Raw genomic sequence first — 17061 nt, 5'->3', positions numbered from 1 at the left:
TCAGTACCTTCACAGTCACTTTTATTTTTCTTCGGCGGAGTCTTTTGTTGTATTTTCCTGCCGGTCACTGTATTTTTTTCTCAGCTGACCACAGGCCCCATCGATATCCCTGCCCATTTCTCTTCTAATAGTAACATTAATTCGATATTTTTCAAGTTTATTTTTGAAATTCTCTATTACTTTTTTGTCAGACTGTACAAAATTCCGTTCCTTTATCGGATTAACCGGAATCAGATTAATATGACAATTTAATCCGTGTACAAGTCCGGCCAGCTGTCTGGCATCTTCCTGACTGTCGTTCTTTCCGCCCACCAGGCTATATTCAAAAGTCAGTCTTCTTCCTGTTTTTTCAAAATAGTATTTGCATGCCGGAAGAACCTCAGACAAAGAATATTTATAGGCAATCGGCATCAGTTCTTTTCTCTTTTCATCATTTGGTGCATGAAGAGATAATGCCAGTGTAATTGTCAGATCTTCCTCTGCCAGTTGTCGGATCCGCGGTACCAGGCCGCAGGTTGACACCGTAAGATTCCTCTGGCTGATATTCTGTCCTTTTTCATCGCTCAGAATTCTGATAAATCGAATCAGATTATCATAGTTATCCAATGGCTCTCCTGTTCCCATCACAACCACATTCGACACACGCTCCCCGGTCAGTTCCTGGATCCGGTAGACCTGATCCAGCATCTCGGACGGCAGAAGGTTTCTGGTCAGTCCACCGATCGTGGATGCACAGAAACGGCATCCCATCCGACAGCCAACCTGGGAAGAAATGCATACGGAATTGCCATGCTTGTATTGCATCCATACACTCTCGATCACGTTACCGTCTGCCAGCTGAAACAGATACTTCTGTGTGCCGTCAATCTTTGAAGTCTGAACTTCTACAACTTCCAGATGTGTCAGTGGCTCCTGTTCTGTCAGCTTTTTTCGCAAACCTTCTGACAGATTTGTCATTTTCTCATAGCTTCCCACCGCTTTCTGATGAAGCCACTGATACAGCTGTTTCCCTTTGAACGGTTTTTCTCCAAGAGAAATCATCTTTTCTTTCAGTTCTTCTTCATACAGCGATTTGATATCTAATTGTTCCATTATTTTTCCTCTTTTTATCACTGATGTATTCACAGCATTTTCCGCATCTGTTTCTTACAGAACTGTCCATCCGGCGCTTCTCTTACTTTTTCCGCATCCTTGCCAGAAAGAAACCATCTGTCTTATGCACTCCGGGAAGCAGTTGCAGCCAGCCCTGGGCGGTGGTTTCACTGTGCAGTTCTTCGCACAGATACGGATCCAGACTTTCCAGTACAAATGGATAATTCTCCGTAAACCATGCCACATTGCTCTGATTTTCCTCCGATGTGATCGTACATGTGCTGTAAATCAGAATGCCGCCGGGTTTTACATAAGAAGCTGCATTGTGAAGGATCTGTTTCTGAAGCACTGCCAGCTCCTGAATCTTATCTTCATCCGTACGATACTTGATATCTGTTTTCTTTCCAATAACTCCAAGACCGGAACATGGTACGTCTGCCAGTACAATATCTGCTTTTTCTACGGATTGTTTATCTAAAAGTGTGGCATCTTTCCGATGCGCACGAATATTCAGTGTCTGTGTTCTTTCAATATTTTCCTCAATGAGACCCACTTTATAATCTGTAAGGTCTCTTGCATCTACCATACCCTGTCCCTGCATCTTATCTGCCATATGAAGACTCTTTCCTCCCGGTGCTGCGCAAAGATCGATCACATAATCTCCCGGTTTCGGATCTGCTGCTTCCGTTACCAACATTGAACTTACATCCTGCACTACAAACCGTCCCATCACAAAAGATTTAAGCCCTTCCAGATGGCTGTAATCTGACAGATAGAATGCATACGGAAGATATGGTGCCTGTTCAACCGTTGCTCCCTGGCCTTTCAGACTGTTGACCGTCAATTCCTGCTCCACCCGATACAGCTGGCATCGGATCGTCAACGGATGATCCGTCAGAAAATCTTTTAACATGCATTCCGTTGTTTCTGTTCCGTAAGTCTGTACCCATCGTTTTACCAACCACTGTGGTACCGAATAATAAACCGACAGATATTCCTCCGGATCCCTGTTCTTATCCGGATAAATAATCTCTTCTTTTTTTCTTGCCACATTACGCATTACGCCGTTGACAAATCCCTTCAGGCTGTAAAATCCTTTTTTCTGTGCCAGTTTTACCGCTTCGTTGCAGGCTGCAGGGTCCGGCACGCTGTCCATAAACATAAGCTGATAAACACCGCTTCGAAGAATGTTACGGATCACCGGTTTCATCTTATTTACTCTGACACTGGAAAACTGATTCAGAACATAATCGATCCGGAGCATATATTCCAGAGTTCCCTCCACAAGCCGGTTGATAAATGCACGGTCCTGTTTCGGAAGATACTGAACTTTATTCAGAGCATTTCGGATTGCCAGATGGCTGTATTCTTTTTCCTGTGTAATTTCCAATAATATCTCCAGGGCGATTCCCCGAAGTTCTGTTCCATTTGCCACGTTTTTTTCCTCCGGTTGTTTCTGTTGGCATCGATTTCCACTGATTCACCGGTATATCATTGATACCGGTATACAGTTCTGAAAACACAGACGCAGCAGTGGCTACGCTGAATCTTCGAGAGCTGTGCAATCGGATCCGCCGCCAAGTCTATGGCGCATTTATTTCGAAAACGATATACTAACAGGGAAGTATCATCCCTTTTTCCACCGTATAGCCACGCAAAAATGCCTGCGCATCCATTCGTTTTTTTCCCTCCATCTGCAGGGTATCAATCTTCAGAATTCCCTCTCCGGTCTGAATCCGGAATCCTTTTGCATCTACCTGCAGTACAGTTCCCGGTGCTTTTTTCTCACCGTTTTCTTCTTCCACAGATGCTTCCCATATTTTCAAAGTTTTTCCGTTCAGATGGGAAAATGCACTTGGCCACGGATTCAGTCCGCGAATCAGGCGTTCCAGTTCTGTTGCTGATTTTGCCCAGTCCAACTCACCCATTTTTTTACTGATCATGGCTGCATACGGCGTTGTACTCTCTTCCGGCTGTTTTTCAAAAACGGCACTGCCGTCTTCCAGCATCGGAAGTGTCTCAACCAGAAGTTTGGCCCCTGACTCACTCAGACGGTCAAACAGACTGCCGCCAGTCTCTTTTTCATTCAGCGGAACAATCACTTTATTGATCATATCTCCGGTATCCACACCTTCATCCATCCGCATAATAGTAACACCGGATTCTTTATCACCGTTAATCACAGCCCACTGAATCGGAGCCGCACCACGGTAGGCCGGGAGCAGGGATGCGTGTACGTTAATACATCCATATTTTGGCATATGCAGAATCTCTTTCGGAATAATCTGTCCGAACGCCACCACAACGATCACATCCGGATTCAGTTCTTTCATCACCTGAATAAATTCCGGATCTCTTACTTTTTGGGGCTGATATACCGGAAGTCCCAGTTCCATCGCCGCCTCTTTGACCGGTGTGGGCTGCAGGTTCTTTCCCCTGCCCTTTGGTTTATCCGGCTGGCTGACCACACCGGCAATCTCATGACCGGCCTTCGCCAGCTCTCTTAATGTCCCCACAGAAAAATCCGGGGTTCCCATAAATACTACTCTCATCTATTCTCCATCCTCTTCTTCGTAATTCACATCGTGCAGCTCACCTTCCACGTGTTCCACGTACAAGATACCGTCCAGATGTTCACATTCATGACAGATTGCACGTGCCAGAAGTCCTTCTCCTGTCAGAATAAACGGTTCCATATTAATATCCAGTGCTTCTACGGTTACTACATTCGGTCTTGTCACCACACCGGATTTGCCTGGTACCGAAAGACATCCTTCTTCCCCTGTCTGTTCCCCGGAAGTCTCTTTGATCACCGGATTGATCAATACATACGGACCATTCTCATCTCCGATATCAATCACAACAATTCGTTTTAACATTCCCACCTGTGGTGCCGCCAGTCCCACACCATAAGCATCATACATGGTCTCCAGCATATCTTCTATCAGTTCCTGAATCTTTGGTGTCATCTCTTCCACCGGTCTGCAGACTTTGTTCAGGATTCTGTCTCCCATAGTTCTGATTTTTCTGATTGCCATTCTTTTTCCTCCTGTCAGTGATTAAAATCCAGCTGAATCCGAATTTCCCTGAATCCGCTGTTTACTTCTATATATTGTTCCAGTCTGCTCTTTGCCCGCAGCAGCAGCTGGTGATCCTCCTGCTTTATATAAATTACTTTTCGATACATATCGGCGATCTTCGATACGGTTTCATCTGCAGGTCCGATGATCTGCAGCTGTCCGTGACTGTCCACCCGGTTCAGGAATTTTTTTATATATTGCATTCCTGTCTCCAGTAGTTCCTCATTACCACAGCTTCCATGGATCGCCAGTAGATTGGATACCGGTGGATAACCCAGAAGTTTCCGATAACCGATCTCCTCTTCATAAAATGCCCGGTAATCCTGATGCATCGCTGCCTGAATACTGTAATGTTCCGGTTGATATGTCTGGATAATCGCTTCTCCGGGCTTTTCTCCTCTTCCTGCTCTTCCCGCTGCCTGCGTCAGTAACTGAAAAGTCCGCTCACTTGCCCGGTAATCATTGATATTCAGTGAAAGATCCGCCGCCAGCACTCCGACCAGCGTCACTTTCGGAAAATCATGTCCCTTGACGATCATCTGCGTACCGATCAGGATATCTGCGTCCTGGTTTGCAAATGCAGCCAGAATATTTGCATGTCCTTCTTTTTTTCTGGTTGTATCCAGATCCATCCGCAAAACCTTTGCCTGTGGAAACCGCTTTTTTACGATTTCTTCGATCTGCTGCGTTCCCGCACGAAATCCTCCGATATAGGGTGATCCGCACACCGGACACTGCTGTGGTTGTCTCGTCTCATACCCGCAATAGTGGCACACCAGTTTTCCGTTCCGGTGCTGTGACAGAGAAACATCACAGTGGGGACATTTCATCACAGTCCCACAGGAACGGCAGGAGAAAAATCCCGCATATCCGCGACGATTCAAAAACAACATGATCTGCTCTTTCTTTTTTAACCGTTCTTCAATTTTTTCCTGTAAAATACTGCTCAAGATCGACCGGTTTCCCTGTTTTAATTCTTTCCTCAGATCTACAGAATAAACCTTCGGCATCTGCCTGTTTTCATATCGGCTGTTCAGTTCAAACAGCCGATACGTTCCATTCTGTGCCTGATAATACGCATCTACCGATGGTGTGGCACTTCCCAGTACCACCGGACAGTGTTCCAGATTGCCTCTCTCAATCGCTGTCTCTCTGGCATGATAACAGGGCACCGTCTCACTCTGGTACGTAGTTTCGTGTTCCTCATCGATCACGATCAGCCCGAGATTCGGAAACGGGGTAAACAGTGCAGATCGCGGTCCAATCATCACCTGCAGTTCCCCTTTTTTTGCCCGTTCAAACTGATCGGAACGCTCACCGGGAGAAAGCCGGGAATGTAAAACAGAGATTCTGTCTCCGAACCGCCGATAGAAACGCTGCACTGTCTGATAAGTCAGCGCAATCTCCGGGATCAACAGGATCACCTGCTTTCCCTGGTTGAGCACTTCTTCCATCAGTTCCATATATACCTGGGTTTTTCCGCTCCCGGTTACCCCGTGAATCACCACCGGGCGAAAATCGTTTTCTCTCCAGCCGTTCAGAATCCCATCCGCCACTTCTCTCTGTGCCGGTGACAGTAGTGCTTTTGTCTGCTCACATTCCGTAGTCTGGATGGGATTACGATACACTTCCGTAGCCTGTACCCGAATCATCCCTGTATTCTCCATGGCCTTTATCACACTGGCTGTCAGATGCAGTTTATCCATTGCCAATGTATAAGAGATCGTATCATTCTCAAGCAGTGCCTCGAGAAGTCTCTGCCTGGCCACATAATGTTTTTTACGGCACAGTTCCAGCTGATTTTCTGCTTCGTCTTTTTCGAGCAACAGACGGATCCAGCGTTTTTCTTTCTGTTTCATCTTCTGTTTTACCGGAAGTACCGTCTTTAACGCCTGAATCATCGTGGCGCCATACTGCTCCCTCATCCAGGCAGCAAGTGCTATCAGGCGGGATTCAATGGAATTGCTTCCTGTCTCCACTCCCCGGATCTCTTTCATGCGGCTGACATCAAAAGAAGGCTGATCCGTCACCCGGATCACGTATCCTTTGATCATCCTTCCTCCATTTCCGAAAGGAACCTGCACCTGCATCCCCGGCTGTAACCTCCCCTCAAGATGCTGTGGAACCAGATACTGAAAGGATCTATCCAGTTTTTCACTGGTAATATCTACAATAATATCCGCATATGTCTTTATCATGCTTTTTTCTTGGCATCTTCTTCCAGAATCTCACGGATCAGTACACGTTCATCCATCGGATATTTCTTTCCTTTGATCTCCTGATAGTCTTCGTGACCTTTTCCTGCAAGTACAATGATGTCTCCCGGTTGTCCATGATGAATGGCGTAAGCAATAGCTTCTTTCCGATCGATGATCTCAACATATTTTCCTTCTGTCTTGCTGATACCTGTTTTGATATCATCAATAATCGCCTGAGGCTCTTCATTTCTCGGGTTATCGGATGTGATGATCGTCAGATCTGCCAGCTTACCGGACACTTCTCCCATCTCAAACCGGCGGTCACGGGAACGGTTACCACCACAGCCAAACAGACATACCAGACGGTTCGGTTTATATTCTCTCAGTGTGGTAAGAAGGGATTCCAGGCTCATCGCATTGTGTGCGTAATCGATCATCAGAGTGAAATCATCGGATACCTTTTCCATCTCGATTCTGCCCTTTACTTTTGCACATTTCAGGGCTTTGCATATGTTTTCTTCAGATACGTTAAAATGTCTGCAGATTGCAATAGCCGTCAGCGAATTGTAAATACTGAATTTTCCAGGAAGATCGATCTCCACCGGAAAATTCAACAGTCCCTGCAGATCATAGGAGATTCCCAGCACTCCTTTTTTTGTAAGCAGTTCAGGATTGACCGCGCGAAGGTCTGCCTCCGGTGAAAATCCGTAAGTCTCCAGGCTGCAGGTATGTCCGTCAATGATCTTCTCATAATGTTCGTCATCTCTGTTGACAATACCGATCCGGCACTGACGAAGTAACATCTTTTTACAGGACAGGTAATGTTCAAAGCTGGTATGTTCGTTCGGTCCAATGTGATCTGGTTCGATATTGGTAAATATACCGATATCAAAGGTGAATCCTGCGGTTCGATGAAGCATCAGTCCCTGGGAGGATACTTCCATCACTGCACAGTCACAGCCTTCATCCAACATCTGTCGCAGATATTTCTGCACCAGAAGAGATTCCGGTGTGGTATTTGCAGACGGGATCACGGTATCTCCGATGATTGTTTCGATGGTTCCGATCAGACCCACTTTGTAACCGGCATTTTCCAGAATGGATTTTACCATGTAGGTCGTTGTGGTTTTTCCTTTTGTTCCGGTGATTCCGATCACACGTAGCTTATCTCCCGGATAATCATAGTAGGCTGCTGCCACAAGTGCCATCGCATACCGGCTGTCCTTTACCTGGATCACTGTCACATCCTCCGGCACTTCTACCGGTTCTTCCACGATAATTGCCTTCGTTCCCTGTCCGGCTACACTTTTTGCAAATGTATGACCATCCACAACGGCACCACGGATACAGATAAAAAGAGAACCTTCCTTTGCTTTTCTGGAATCCGCAACGACTTCCTCTATTTCCTGATCGAGAGTGCCCTGCAGACATGTATATTCCAAACGTTCTAGAATCTTTGATAATTTCATCAACTTCAACCTCCTTTGGATCGCGGGCAGGTCAATTGCCCATAGATATTTATAGAATAGCATATTTTGCACAAAAAAAGAAGAGGGGGATGGGATTTTGCGGGGAAATGGTTATGAGGCGGACGCCGGAGAAGGGGACGGGCGGGAGCGGGGAGGGAGGGACGACGCGTGGGCAGGGGAACTTTGAGCTAGCCGCTAACTCCGGCTATTATTCACGAGGGTCAGCTGACCCTCGCGAAAGCCTATGTAAGCGTCGGATCTCAAAGTTTCCCCTAACCGCCCACCAGTGCGTTCGCCCCTTCCCTCCCCGCTCCCGCCCGTCCCCTTCTCCGGCTGATATTGGCTAAAACTGATAATGTATTCCCCTTGAAAATCAAAAAGAACTACCGTCTTCAAAACACTTCATTTTGAAAACGATAGCTCTTTTATAAAAAAGGAATATACGCTCTTAGCAGATCACTGTACCCGTCCGTCCAAGGTACGCATCCACAGCCTTATCGATTGAAGTAATCACAGCCTTCTTTCCTTCGCCCTGTTCCACGAACTCGACAGAAGCCTGGATCTTCGGCAGCATGGTGTTGGCTTCGAACTGTCCCTCAGCCATATATTCTTTCGCCTGTGCAACAGAAATCTCGCCCAGTTCTTCCTCATCCTGCTTGTGGAAATTCACAGAAACCTTCTCCACACTGGTCAGGATCAGCAGTTCATCTGCATCCAACTGTTCTGCCAGACGACCGCTGGTATAATCTTTCTCAATAACCGCACTTGCGCCCTTCAGTTCCGTACCCTGCTCCAGAACCGGGATTCCGCCACCGCCGCAGGCGATAACGATCTGTCCGGCATCAAGCAGTGCACGGATCGCATCGATCTCCACGATCTTCTGTGGCTTCGGTGCGGCTACGATTCGGCGGTAACCATCACCGATCTTGGTAACGTAATTACCCTTATTTTCTTCCTCTTCCGCTTCCTGCTCATTCAGCACACGTCCGATGACTTTAACAGGTTCAGCAAAAGCTTCGTCATACGTGTCTACGGTTACCTGTGTCAGGATCGTGGATACCGGTTTGTAGATACCTTCTTTCATCAGTTCTGCACGGATCGCATTCTGCAAGTCGTATCCGATATACCCCTGGCTCATGGCAGAACACACGGACATTGGTGCGTATGTATAATCCGGATGATACTTTCCGAATTCATTCATTGCCATATGGATCATACCCACCTGGGGTGCATTACTGTGAGAAATCACGACCTCTGCGCCCTCTTTTACCAGCTGCGCAATGATTTTTGCAGTTCTTTTTGTAGCTTCTTTCTGCTCCGGCAACGTATTACCAAGTGCCCGGTGTCCCAGAGCAATGACAACTTTCTTCTTCTCCATGTTACGCCCTCTTACTTTCTCTCATACATAATCGGGTAAAAATACCTTTTGCGAATTTCACCCGTCACTGTCACGGTATTTACCGAATTCCATACAGACATGGGTTTCGGTTTATGATCTGCCGATACCGGTTTCTGTTACAGATCAACACCTCTATCGTTAGTTTATTCCTGTTTTCTACTTTATGCAAGCAGGAAATAAGCAAGTACCACAACACCAAGAGCGATCCGGTACCATCCAAATACCTTGAAATCGTGTTTCTTGATATAACCCATCAGGAACTTGATTGCTGCAATGGAAACGCCAAAAGCGACAACCATACCAAGCAGCAGATACACAACCTCTGTTCCGGTAAAATGCAGACCAAATTTTATCAGTTTCAGAAAGCTTGCTCCAAACATAACCGGGATGGCAAGGAAAAAGGTATATTCCGCTGCCAGTTTTCTGCTCATGCCGAGGAGAATACCTCCGATGATGGTTGCACCGGAACGGGAAGTACCCGGAATCAGGGCAAGCAACTGGAAGATTCCGATAAACAGTGCATCTTTGAAAGAAATATCACTGAGCTTTGTTCTGCTGGGCTTCCGGCTTTTATTGTAGTTTTCGATAACAATAAACAGTACACCGTATACGATCAGCATCACGGAAACGACCCAGTAATTCATGAATGTTTTCTCGATCCAGTTGTTAAACGGAAGTGCCACGATGATTGCCGGCACACAAGATACCAGAATCTTTAACCACAGCACGATCTTATTCATGTTGATGTATTTGTCTGCAAATTTCTGTAATTTCCCGATGCGCTCATTCGTACTGATATAGTTCCAGTTACTCTCTCTGGACGGATCATTTTTATGAAATGGCCATAATTTTTTAAAATCCAGTACCACAACCGCCAGTACGGCTCCCAGCTGGATGACCACAAGGAACATCTGCCAGAATTCCTCACTGACTTTCAGTTTCATAAACTGATCCACCAGGATCATATGGCCGGTACTGCTTACAGGAAGCCATTCGGTGATTCCCTCCACAATACCGAGAAAAATTACTTTCAGTAATTCGATAATATCCATATTTTCCCCTTTATTTAGATCTGTGCGATATCAATCAGCGTAAGCCTGTTCAGATCTGTATTTTCCAGACTGGTTACCAGTGCTTTGGCTGTATCCATAGCGGTCAGAACGTTAACACCTGTCTCGATAGCATTTCTTCGGATCAGGAAACCGTCTTTTGCGTGTTCCACACCCTGAGAAGGTGTATCGATGACCAGATCGATCTTGTGACCCAGAATCAGGTCCATCAGGTTTGGTGACGGCTGTTCGAGCTTATTGGTACGGATTGCTTTTACGCCGGCTTCCTGCAGCGTTTTAGCTGTATTTCTGGTTGCATAGATGCGGTAACCCAGTGCTTCAAACCGTTTTCCGATCTCAACTGCCTCCTCTTTATCCTCATCACGAACGGTCATGATCATATTTTTATGTTTCGGCAGATTGATACCTGCGCCAAGGAATGCTTTGTACAGTGCTTCGTTGAAGCTTTCTGCGATACCCAGGCACTCACCGGTGGACTTCATCTCCGGTCCAAGACTGATATCCGCACCACGGATCTTCTCGAAGGAGAATACCGGCATCTTGATCGCAAAATATTTTGCTTCCGGCTGCAGTCCCGGTGTATAACCCATATCTTTCAGTTTGTATCCCATGATGGCTTTTGCTGCCAGAGGAACGATCGGGATACCGGTTACCTTGCTGATGTACGGAACGGTACGGCTGGAACGTGGATTAACCTCGATGACATAGACTTCTTCACCACATACGATAAACTGAATATTGATCATACCGATGACATGCAGTGCTTTTGCCAGACGTTTGGTGTATTCTTCGATGGTAGCTTTTGCAGTCTTGCTGATGGTCTGTGCCGGATATACAGAGATACTGTCTCCGGAATGGATACCGGCTCTCTCGATATGCTCCATGATACCCGGGATCACGATGTCTTCGCCGTCGCATACCGCATCAACCTCGATTTCTTTACCTACCAGGTATTTGTCGACCAGGATCGGATGTTCCTGTGCGATCCGGTTGATGATACCGATATACTGTTCCACATCTTCATCGTTGATCGCGATCTGCATACCCTGACCACCCAGAACGTAAGAAGGGCGAACCAGAACCGGATAACCCAGTTCGTTGGCAGCTTTCTTAGCCTCTTCAGCGGTAAATACGGTCTGTCCCTTTGGTCTCGGGATCTGGCACTGTTCCAGGATCTCATCAAACAGCTCACGGTCTTCGGCTGCATCTACATTTTCTGCGGATGTTCCGAGGATCGGCACACCCATCTTCATCAGTGCCTCAGTCAGTTTGATAGCGGTCTGTCCACCGAACTGCACCACTGCTCCGTCCGGTTTCTCGATATTTACGATGTTTTCCACATCTTCCGGTGTCAGCGGCTCAAAATACAGTTTGTCAGCGATATCAAAGTCTGTACTTACAGTTTCCGGGTTGTTATTAATAATGATGGTCTCATAACCTTCTTTTGCAAAGGCCCAGGTACAGTGTACAGAACAGAAGTCGAACTCGATACCCTGTCCGATACGGATCGGGCCGGAACCAAGTACCAGAACCTTTTTCTTGTCCGATGTGCGTTCTGCTTCATTTTCTCCGCCATATACAGAGTAATAATACGGTGTGGTGGCTGCAAACTCAGCGGCACAGGTATCTACCATCTTGTAAGCTGCGGTGATACCGTATGTTTTACGCATTTCTTTTACCGTTTCTTCTGTCTTTCCGTTCAGTTTTGCAATCACATAATCCGGAAATTCCATGCGTTTTGCTTCTCTCAACAGATCTTCGTCCAGTTCTCTGGTCTTCAACGCATATTCCATCTCGGTCAGGATCGCGATCTTATCGATAAACCACAGATCGATCTTGGTGATCTCATGGATCTCTTCCTGAGAAATTCCGATACGGATCGCCTGTGCAATTCTCCAGATTCTCATATCATCTACAATATGAAGAGCTTCCAACATCTCTTCTCTGGACAGATTGGAAAAATCGTAGGACATCAGGCTGTCTACATGCTGTTCCAGGGAACGAATGGCTTTCATCAACGCACCTTCAAAGTTATTGCAGATACTCATAACTTCACCGGTGGCTTTCATCTGTGTGGTCAGGGTACGTTTTGCACTGATAAATTTATCAAATGGCAGACGCGGGATCTTGACAACACAGTAGTCTAACATCGGCTCGAAACTTGCATAAGTTTTTCCGGTAATAGCATTCGGGATCTCATCCAGGGTATAGCCCAGAGCGATCTTTGCAGCTACTTTTGCGATCGGGTATCCGGTTGCCTTACTTGCCAGTGCGGAAGAACGGGATACTCGCGGATTTACCTCGATGACACAGTATTCGAAGCTGTCCGGATTCAGCGCATACTGTACGTTACATCCACCGGTGATGCCCAGCTCTGTGATAATATTCAGTGCGGAAGTTCTCAGCATCTGATATTCTTTATCCCCCAGTGTCTGCGACGGTGCCACAACGATACTGTCACCGGTATGTACACCAACCGGATCCAGGTTTTCCATATTACAAACGGTGATGCAGTTGCCTGCACTGTCACGCATTACTTCGTACTCGATTTCTTTCCATCCGGCGATACATCTTTCTACCAGAACCTCGCCCACACGGGAAAGACGCAGACCATTTTCCAGAATCTCGATCAGTTCCGCTTCGTTATGAGCGATACCACCGCCGCTTCCACCCAGCGTATAAGCCGGACGAAGAACAACCGGATAACCGATCGTATTGGTAAATGCAATACCGTCCTCTACGGTTGTAACCACCAGGGAAGCTGCAACCGGTTCACCGATTTTTTCCATGGTATCTTTGAATTCCTGACGGTCTTCTGCTTTTTTAATTGTCTGGGAAGTAGTACCGATCAGTCTTACATTATGTTCTTTTAAGAATCCTCTCTCTTCCAGTTCCATCGCCAGGTTCAGTCCTGCCTGACCACCCAGTGTCGGAAGTACGCTGTCCGGTTTTTCTTTCAGGATCAGCTGCTCCACAACTTCTACAGTCAGCGGCTCGATATAAACTTTATCAGCGATATCTTTATCGGTCATGATGGTTGCCGGGTTAGAGTTTAACAGGACAACTTCCACGCCCTCTTCTTTCAGAGAACGGCAGGCCTGTGTTCCCGCATAGTCAAATTCTGCTGCCTGGCCGATGACAATCGGACCTGAGCCAATCATCAGTACTTTTTTAATCTCTGGATTTTTTGGCATTACTCTTCTCCTCCCATCATTTTGATAAACCGGTCAAACAGATAACCGGAATCCTGTGGCCCCGGGCATGCTTCCGGATGGAACTGTACTGTAAAAATATTTTTTCCTGTATATTTCAGTCCTTCGTTGGTTCCGTCGTTGACATTGATAAATGCCGGAACGGCAACTTTCGGATCCAGATTGTCGGTGTCTACCACATATCCGTGGTTCTGAGAAGAAATATACACTCTTCCGGTTTCCAGATCTTTTACCGGATGATTGCCTCCTCTGTGACCGTATTTCATCTTATGGGTATCCGCACCGGTTGCCAGTGCCATCAGCTGATGTCCCAGACAGATTGCAAAGATCGGTGTGTCGGATTCATATAATTTACGGATCTCTTTGATCACTTCCGTACACTCCTTCGGGTCTCCAGGGCCGTTGGAGAGCATGATACCGTCCGGGTTTGCAGCCAGGATCTCTTCTGCTGTGGTGGATGCCGGATAAATGGTTACCTCGCATCCTCTCTGATTCAGAGATTTTGCGATATTGTTTTTTGCACCCAGATCCAGAAGGGCTACTTTCTTTCCGCTGCCTTTCAGCACGGTCTTTTCGGAGCAGGTTACTTTCTCCACTACTTTTCCTGTAGTATATGCTTTCAGTCTCGGAATGATAGCATCCAGATCATAATTTTCATCCGTTGTGATCATACCATTCATGGTTCCTTTTTCTCTCAGGATTCTGGTCAGAGCGCGGGTATCGATCCCTGCGATTCCCGGAATGTCAAATCGTTTCAGAAAGTTCTGAATTGTATCTTCACACCGGAAATTGCTTGGTGTTCTGGAAAGTTCTCTTACAATATATCCATCCGGCCATGGTCTCAAAGACTCCGTATCCTCATAGCAAATACCGTAATTGCCGATCAGCGGATAAGTCATACATACAGCCTGTCCTGCGTAAGACGGGTCTGTCAGTACTTCCAGATAACCTGTCATGGAAGTATTGAATACGATCTCGCTGATGACTTCTTTTTTGGCTCCAATGCTGGTTCCGGTAAATACATGTCCATCTTCAAGTATTAAAAAAGCTTTCATCATTCCGTTTCCTTTCTTTTTTCTTATGTAGGCTGTTTACAGCCTGTTTATATCTTTTTCCGCATAAAAAGGGAGAAATTTCCTGTGAAATCACTCCCCCTTGCGTAATCTTAGAAATTTTACCACAAAGTCTTTTTCATTTCAATACTCTATTTTAGAAAAGTGTCGCTTTCTGCAGGAGAAATATTTTTTAATCTTTTTTATAAAAAAGTATTGACACTTCGTGTTTTATACTGTATAGTATCACTTGTCGCTGACGAAGCGGCAAACAATTTCATAATTAAAAGTTGTGCAGGAATGGCGGAATTGGCAGACGCGCAGGCTTCAGGTGCCTGTGGTAGCAATATCGTGCGGGTTCAAGTCCCGCTTCCTGCACTATTTTTTTATGCAGATCTGTTCTCTCATGTTTCTATCTATCATACCCTTCCCTTGGTCCAGATAATACAACTTTTCACACAATATCCTTTCCGGATTCCTGTCCACGTATTCCTAACATAAATTGTCTTTTTTATCAGAAAAGTGTTGACAACTTCAACAATTTCATGTATAGTATATTTTGTCGATGAGACATACAGAATTTCATAATTAAAAGTTGTGCAGGAATGGCGGAATTGGCAGACGCGCAGGCTTCAGGTGCCTGTGGTAGCAATATCGTGCGGGTTCAAGTCCCGCTTCCTGCACTATTTTTTTCTTCTATTTTACCAAAATCCATTTGGAATTGTCACTCTTCAGGCTGTATCCACAGAAGGAGCAGCAATGATTCTCATCCGGTACAAAGTTGGCTCCACAGGATGGACATTCTTTCTCCATGAAGAAAACGCCGTCTTCTCTTCTTCTTTCCGGGTAACGGGCTCTTTGCATGATAAGTGTTCGCTTCACTTTTTTCGTATATGGATTTCTTCTATCTGGCAAATAGGTCTCGCTTGCACAGACTTTTACTTTTATTTTTGTAATATCTTCTGTGTTGACCACTTTCTTTAACGTGATATTTCCGATTCCATAATCCATCAGTTCATCCGATTCTGTTTCGTTATAAATGGCATCACCGATACAGGACCTGAGATAATTCTCCGAGTATCTTACTATGGAGTCCGCCATCTTTTCCTGTCTGTTTCGGAAAAACTGATTGGATACCAGGATCAGCACAAAAACCAGAAGAGCTGCACCAACACCAGCTGTCAGGGAAACTTCTGTATCCTCGATCATATACAGGCACAAAAATACGCAGACATACACGATTCCCATAGCCCCTGTCAAAAGCAATGCACGCTGAAGATTTGTTCCTATTCGCTCATATACCTCAAATCTTTCCGTCTGCCAGTCATAAAACTCGCTTCGGATCACACCTCCGCAGTACTCACAGACCACCTGCTGACCGGTCAGTTCCACCGACGCTCCACAGGATGGACAGATGATTTTCTGTACGGTGGAATAATAACTTTTTTTCTTCTGGACACGATCTGAGTTTCGGATATGCCGAGACTGAAGGATCCGAAGATAGGCATGTTTTCGATAATTCTCATAACGGATTTTCCCATCTTCAGTGGAAATCAGGATTCTCTCGAAGGCTTTCCTTATATCACGGCGTATCCCTGACTTTTGAAGAGTGGTATCGCCGCGCTGTTCCATCATTCTTTTTATTTTCCCCTTTTTCCGGTTTTTTGCCAGAAAAACAGAAAAATCGATATCCAGTATCCGTTCACCGATATAAATCCCTAACAAAATGGCAACTGTTGCAGCAAACCACGATGCATCTGATAGTCCCATATGTCGCCTCCCATTTCATGTTATCTATTTCTATTTTTATCCTTATTTTTCTTTTTTTCTGATTCTTCACCGTTTTCCGGTTCTTTCTCGAACATCTCGGCTATGAAGATCGCTGCAAAACCTGCTCCAAGGATAATAGCTACACAGCAGAACAAGAATTCCAGGGGATCTCTGTCCGGCGCAATCTTATATTTTCCTTTTGACGTTCTGTAAACTTCCACGTCGATCTCGTCCCCTGTATTGATCTCCTCATCGTTCCGGCAGTATACGGTGTCTCTGTCTTGGTAGGTTTCTCCATCGATCTCAAAAGTGACTTTCACTCTGTATTCCCGTAATTCTCTTTCACGATGATATCCATCCTCATCCTTGTCTTTATTTACGACTTCTCTGCAATATCCGACAACAGCCGAAACCTCCCGAATATCCGTACTGTTTTTATACTCATGGCTTGCTATCCGGCTTGAGACCACACCATAAATTCCTGCGCCACACACAACAAGTCCCACCAGAATACCCAATAGAATAATTTTTATATCTTTCTTCTTACCATTTTTTACACTACTCATCGCTATCCCTCCTTCCATTCTTTATATTAGTCGTTTGCGAAACGCCACAAGCCGCATAAATACGGCATTTTTTAACTGCAAAAAACAAATAACCCCTCACCGGATATGGTATAATAGAGTTGACGAGAAACTATAAACCATACATCCAAGAAA

General features: G+C 45.7%; 12 protein-coding genes and 2 tRNA genes. 2 read left to right on the top strand and 12 right to left on the bottom strand.

Features of this window, described 5'->3' with window-relative positions:
- Positions 1–21 precede the first annotated feature (21 nt).
- From rlmN to FYJ57_RS01865, 10 genes are all read right to left on the bottom strand, one after another.
- Positions 22–1092 carry a dual-specificity RNA methyltransferase RlmN gene (gene rlmN / locus FYJ57_RS01910; protein WP_154431334.1) on the bottom strand — a complete coding sequence of 357 codons (1071 nt, stop codon included), beginning with the start codon at positions 1090–1092 and terminating at the stop codon, positions 22–24.
- Between the two features lie 82 nt (positions 1093–1174).
- Entirely contained in the window at positions 1175–2527 is a 1353-nt protein-coding gene (gene rsmB / locus FYJ57_RS01905) for a 16S rRNA (cytosine(967)-C(5))-methyltransferase RsmB (protein WP_277663712.1), read from the bottom strand.
- A gap of 178 nt (positions 2528–2705) precedes the next feature.
- A complete protein-coding gene (gene fmt, locus FYJ57_RS01900) occupies positions 2706–3644 on the bottom strand; it encodes a methionyl-tRNA formyltransferase (protein WP_154431333.1) in 939 nt (312 codons plus the stop codon).
- Positions 3645–4130 carry a peptide deformylase gene (gene def / locus FYJ57_RS01895; protein WP_154431332.1) on the bottom strand — a complete coding sequence of 162 codons (486 nt, stop codon included), beginning with the start codon at positions 4128–4130 and terminating at the stop codon, positions 3645–3647.
- 14 nt (positions 4131–4144) lie between these two features.
- Positions 4145–6370, bottom strand: a complete 2226-nt coding sequence (priA, locus tag FYJ57_RS01890; RefSeq protein ID WP_154431331.1) for a replication restart helicase PriA — start codon at positions 6368–6370, stop codon at positions 4145–4147.
- Complete coding sequence (locus FYJ57_RS01885) at positions 6367–7839, bottom strand: UDP-N-acetylmuramoyl-L-alanyl-D-glutamate--2,6-diaminopimelate ligase (protein ID WP_022171025.1); 1473 nt, start codon at positions 7837–7839, stop codon at positions 6367–6369. Before FYJ57_RS01885 ends, priA begins: the two co-directional genes overlap by 4 nt.
- A 448-nt stretch (positions 7840–8287) precedes the next feature.
- Complete coding sequence (gene arcC, locus FYJ57_RS01880; RefSeq protein ID WP_022171601.1) at positions 8288–9217, bottom strand: carbamate kinase; 930 nt, start codon at positions 9215–9217, stop codon at positions 8288–8290.
- A 182-nt stretch (positions 9218–9399) separates the two neighbouring features.
- Positions 9400–10290 carry an undecaprenyl-diphosphate phosphatase gene (locus FYJ57_RS01875; protein WP_117525265.1) on the bottom strand — a complete coding sequence of 297 codons (891 nt, stop codon included), beginning with the start codon at positions 10288–10290 and terminating at the stop codon, positions 9400–9402.
- Between the two features lie 14 nt (positions 10291–10304).
- On the bottom strand, positions 10305–13502 hold the full coding sequence (gene carB / locus FYJ57_RS01870; RefSeq protein ID WP_154431330.1) for a carbamoyl-phosphate synthase large subunit: 3198 nt from the start codon (positions 13500–13502) through the stop codon (positions 10305–10307).
- A complete protein-coding gene (locus FYJ57_RS01865; protein WP_106491401.1) occupies positions 13502–14575 on the bottom strand; it encodes a carbamoyl phosphate synthase small subunit in 1074 nt (357 codons plus the stop codon). The genes carB and FYJ57_RS01865 overlap by 1 nt, the downstream gene beginning before the upstream one ends.
- 291 nt (positions 14576–14866) lie before the next feature.
- Between FYJ57_RS01865 and FYJ57_RS01860 the strand changes: the two genes are divergently transcribed.
- Both FYJ57_RS01860 and FYJ57_RS01855 read left to right on the top strand, forming a co-directional pair.
- Positions 14867–14950: transfer RNA gene (locus FYJ57_RS01860), tRNA-Leu, on the top strand.
- Between the two features lie 221 nt (positions 14951–15171).
- Positions 15172–15255, top strand: a tRNA-Leu gene (locus FYJ57_RS01855).
- Positions 15256–15268: 13 nt separating this feature from the next.
- Here the strand turns inward: FYJ57_RS01855 and FYJ57_RS01850 are convergent.
- Entirely contained in the window at positions 15269–16342 is a 1074-nt protein-coding gene (locus FYJ57_RS01850) for a zinc ribbon domain-containing protein (protein ID WP_154431329.1), read from the bottom strand.
- A gap of 20 nt (positions 16343–16362) precedes the next feature.
- A complete protein-coding gene (locus FYJ57_RS01845; RefSeq protein ID WP_154431328.1) occupies positions 16363–16908 on the bottom strand; it encodes a hypothetical protein in 546 nt (181 codons plus the stop codon).
- Positions 16909–17061: the final 153 nt, after the last annotated feature.

The sequence above is a fragment of the Oliverpabstia intestinalis genome, assembly GCF_009696065.1.
In the GTDB taxonomy this organism is placed as follows: domain Bacteria; phylum Bacillota; class Clostridia; order Lachnospirales; family Lachnospiraceae; genus Oliverpabstia; species Oliverpabstia intestinalis.
Note: the sequence above shows the minus strand (reverse complement) of the source record. Positions and strands in the feature narration are given on the sequence as shown.

Bases quoted from the DNA above. Each gene is read 5' to 3' on its own strand.
- FYJ57_RS01845 (WP_154431328.1), bottom strand. From the start codon at position 16,908: ATGAGTAGTGTAAAAAATGGTAAGAAGAAAGATATAAAAATTATTCTA.
- arcC (WP_022171601.1), bottom strand. From the start codon at position 9,217: ATGGAGAAGAAGAAAGTTGTCATTGCTCTGGGACACCGGGCACTTGGT.
- rlmN (WP_154431334.1), bottom strand. From the start codon at position 1,092: ATGGAACAATTAGATATCAAATCGCTGTATGAAGAAGAACTGAAAGAA.
- fmt (WP_154431333.1), bottom strand. From the start codon at position 3,644: ATGAGAGTAGTATTTATGGGAACCCCGGATTTTTCTGTGGGGACATTA.
- def (WP_154431332.1), bottom strand. From the start codon at position 4,130: ATGGCAATCAGAAAAATCAGAACTATGGGAGACAGAATCCTGAACAAA.
- FYJ57_RS01850 (WP_154431329.1), bottom strand. From the start codon at position 16,342: ATGGGACTATCAGATGCATCGTGGTTTGCTGCAACAGTTGCCATTTTG.
- FYJ57_RS01885 (WP_022171025.1), bottom strand. From the start codon at position 7,839: ATGAAATTATCAAAGATTCTAGAACGTTTGGAATATACATGTCTGCAG.
- carB (WP_154431330.1), bottom strand. From the start codon at position 13,502: ATGCCAAAAAATCCAGAGATTAAAAAAGTACTGATGATTGGCTCAGGT.
- priA (WP_154431331.1), bottom strand. From the start codon at position 6,370: ATGATAAAGACATATGCGGATATTATTGTAGATATTACCAGTGAAAAA.
- FYJ57_RS01865 (WP_106491401.1), bottom strand. From the start codon at position 14,575: ATGAAAGCTTTTTTAATACTTGAAGATGGACATGTATTTACCGGAACC.
- FYJ57_RS01875 (WP_117525265.1), bottom strand. From the start codon at position 10,290: ATGGATATTATCGAATTACTGAAAGTAATTTTTCTCGGTATTGTGGAG.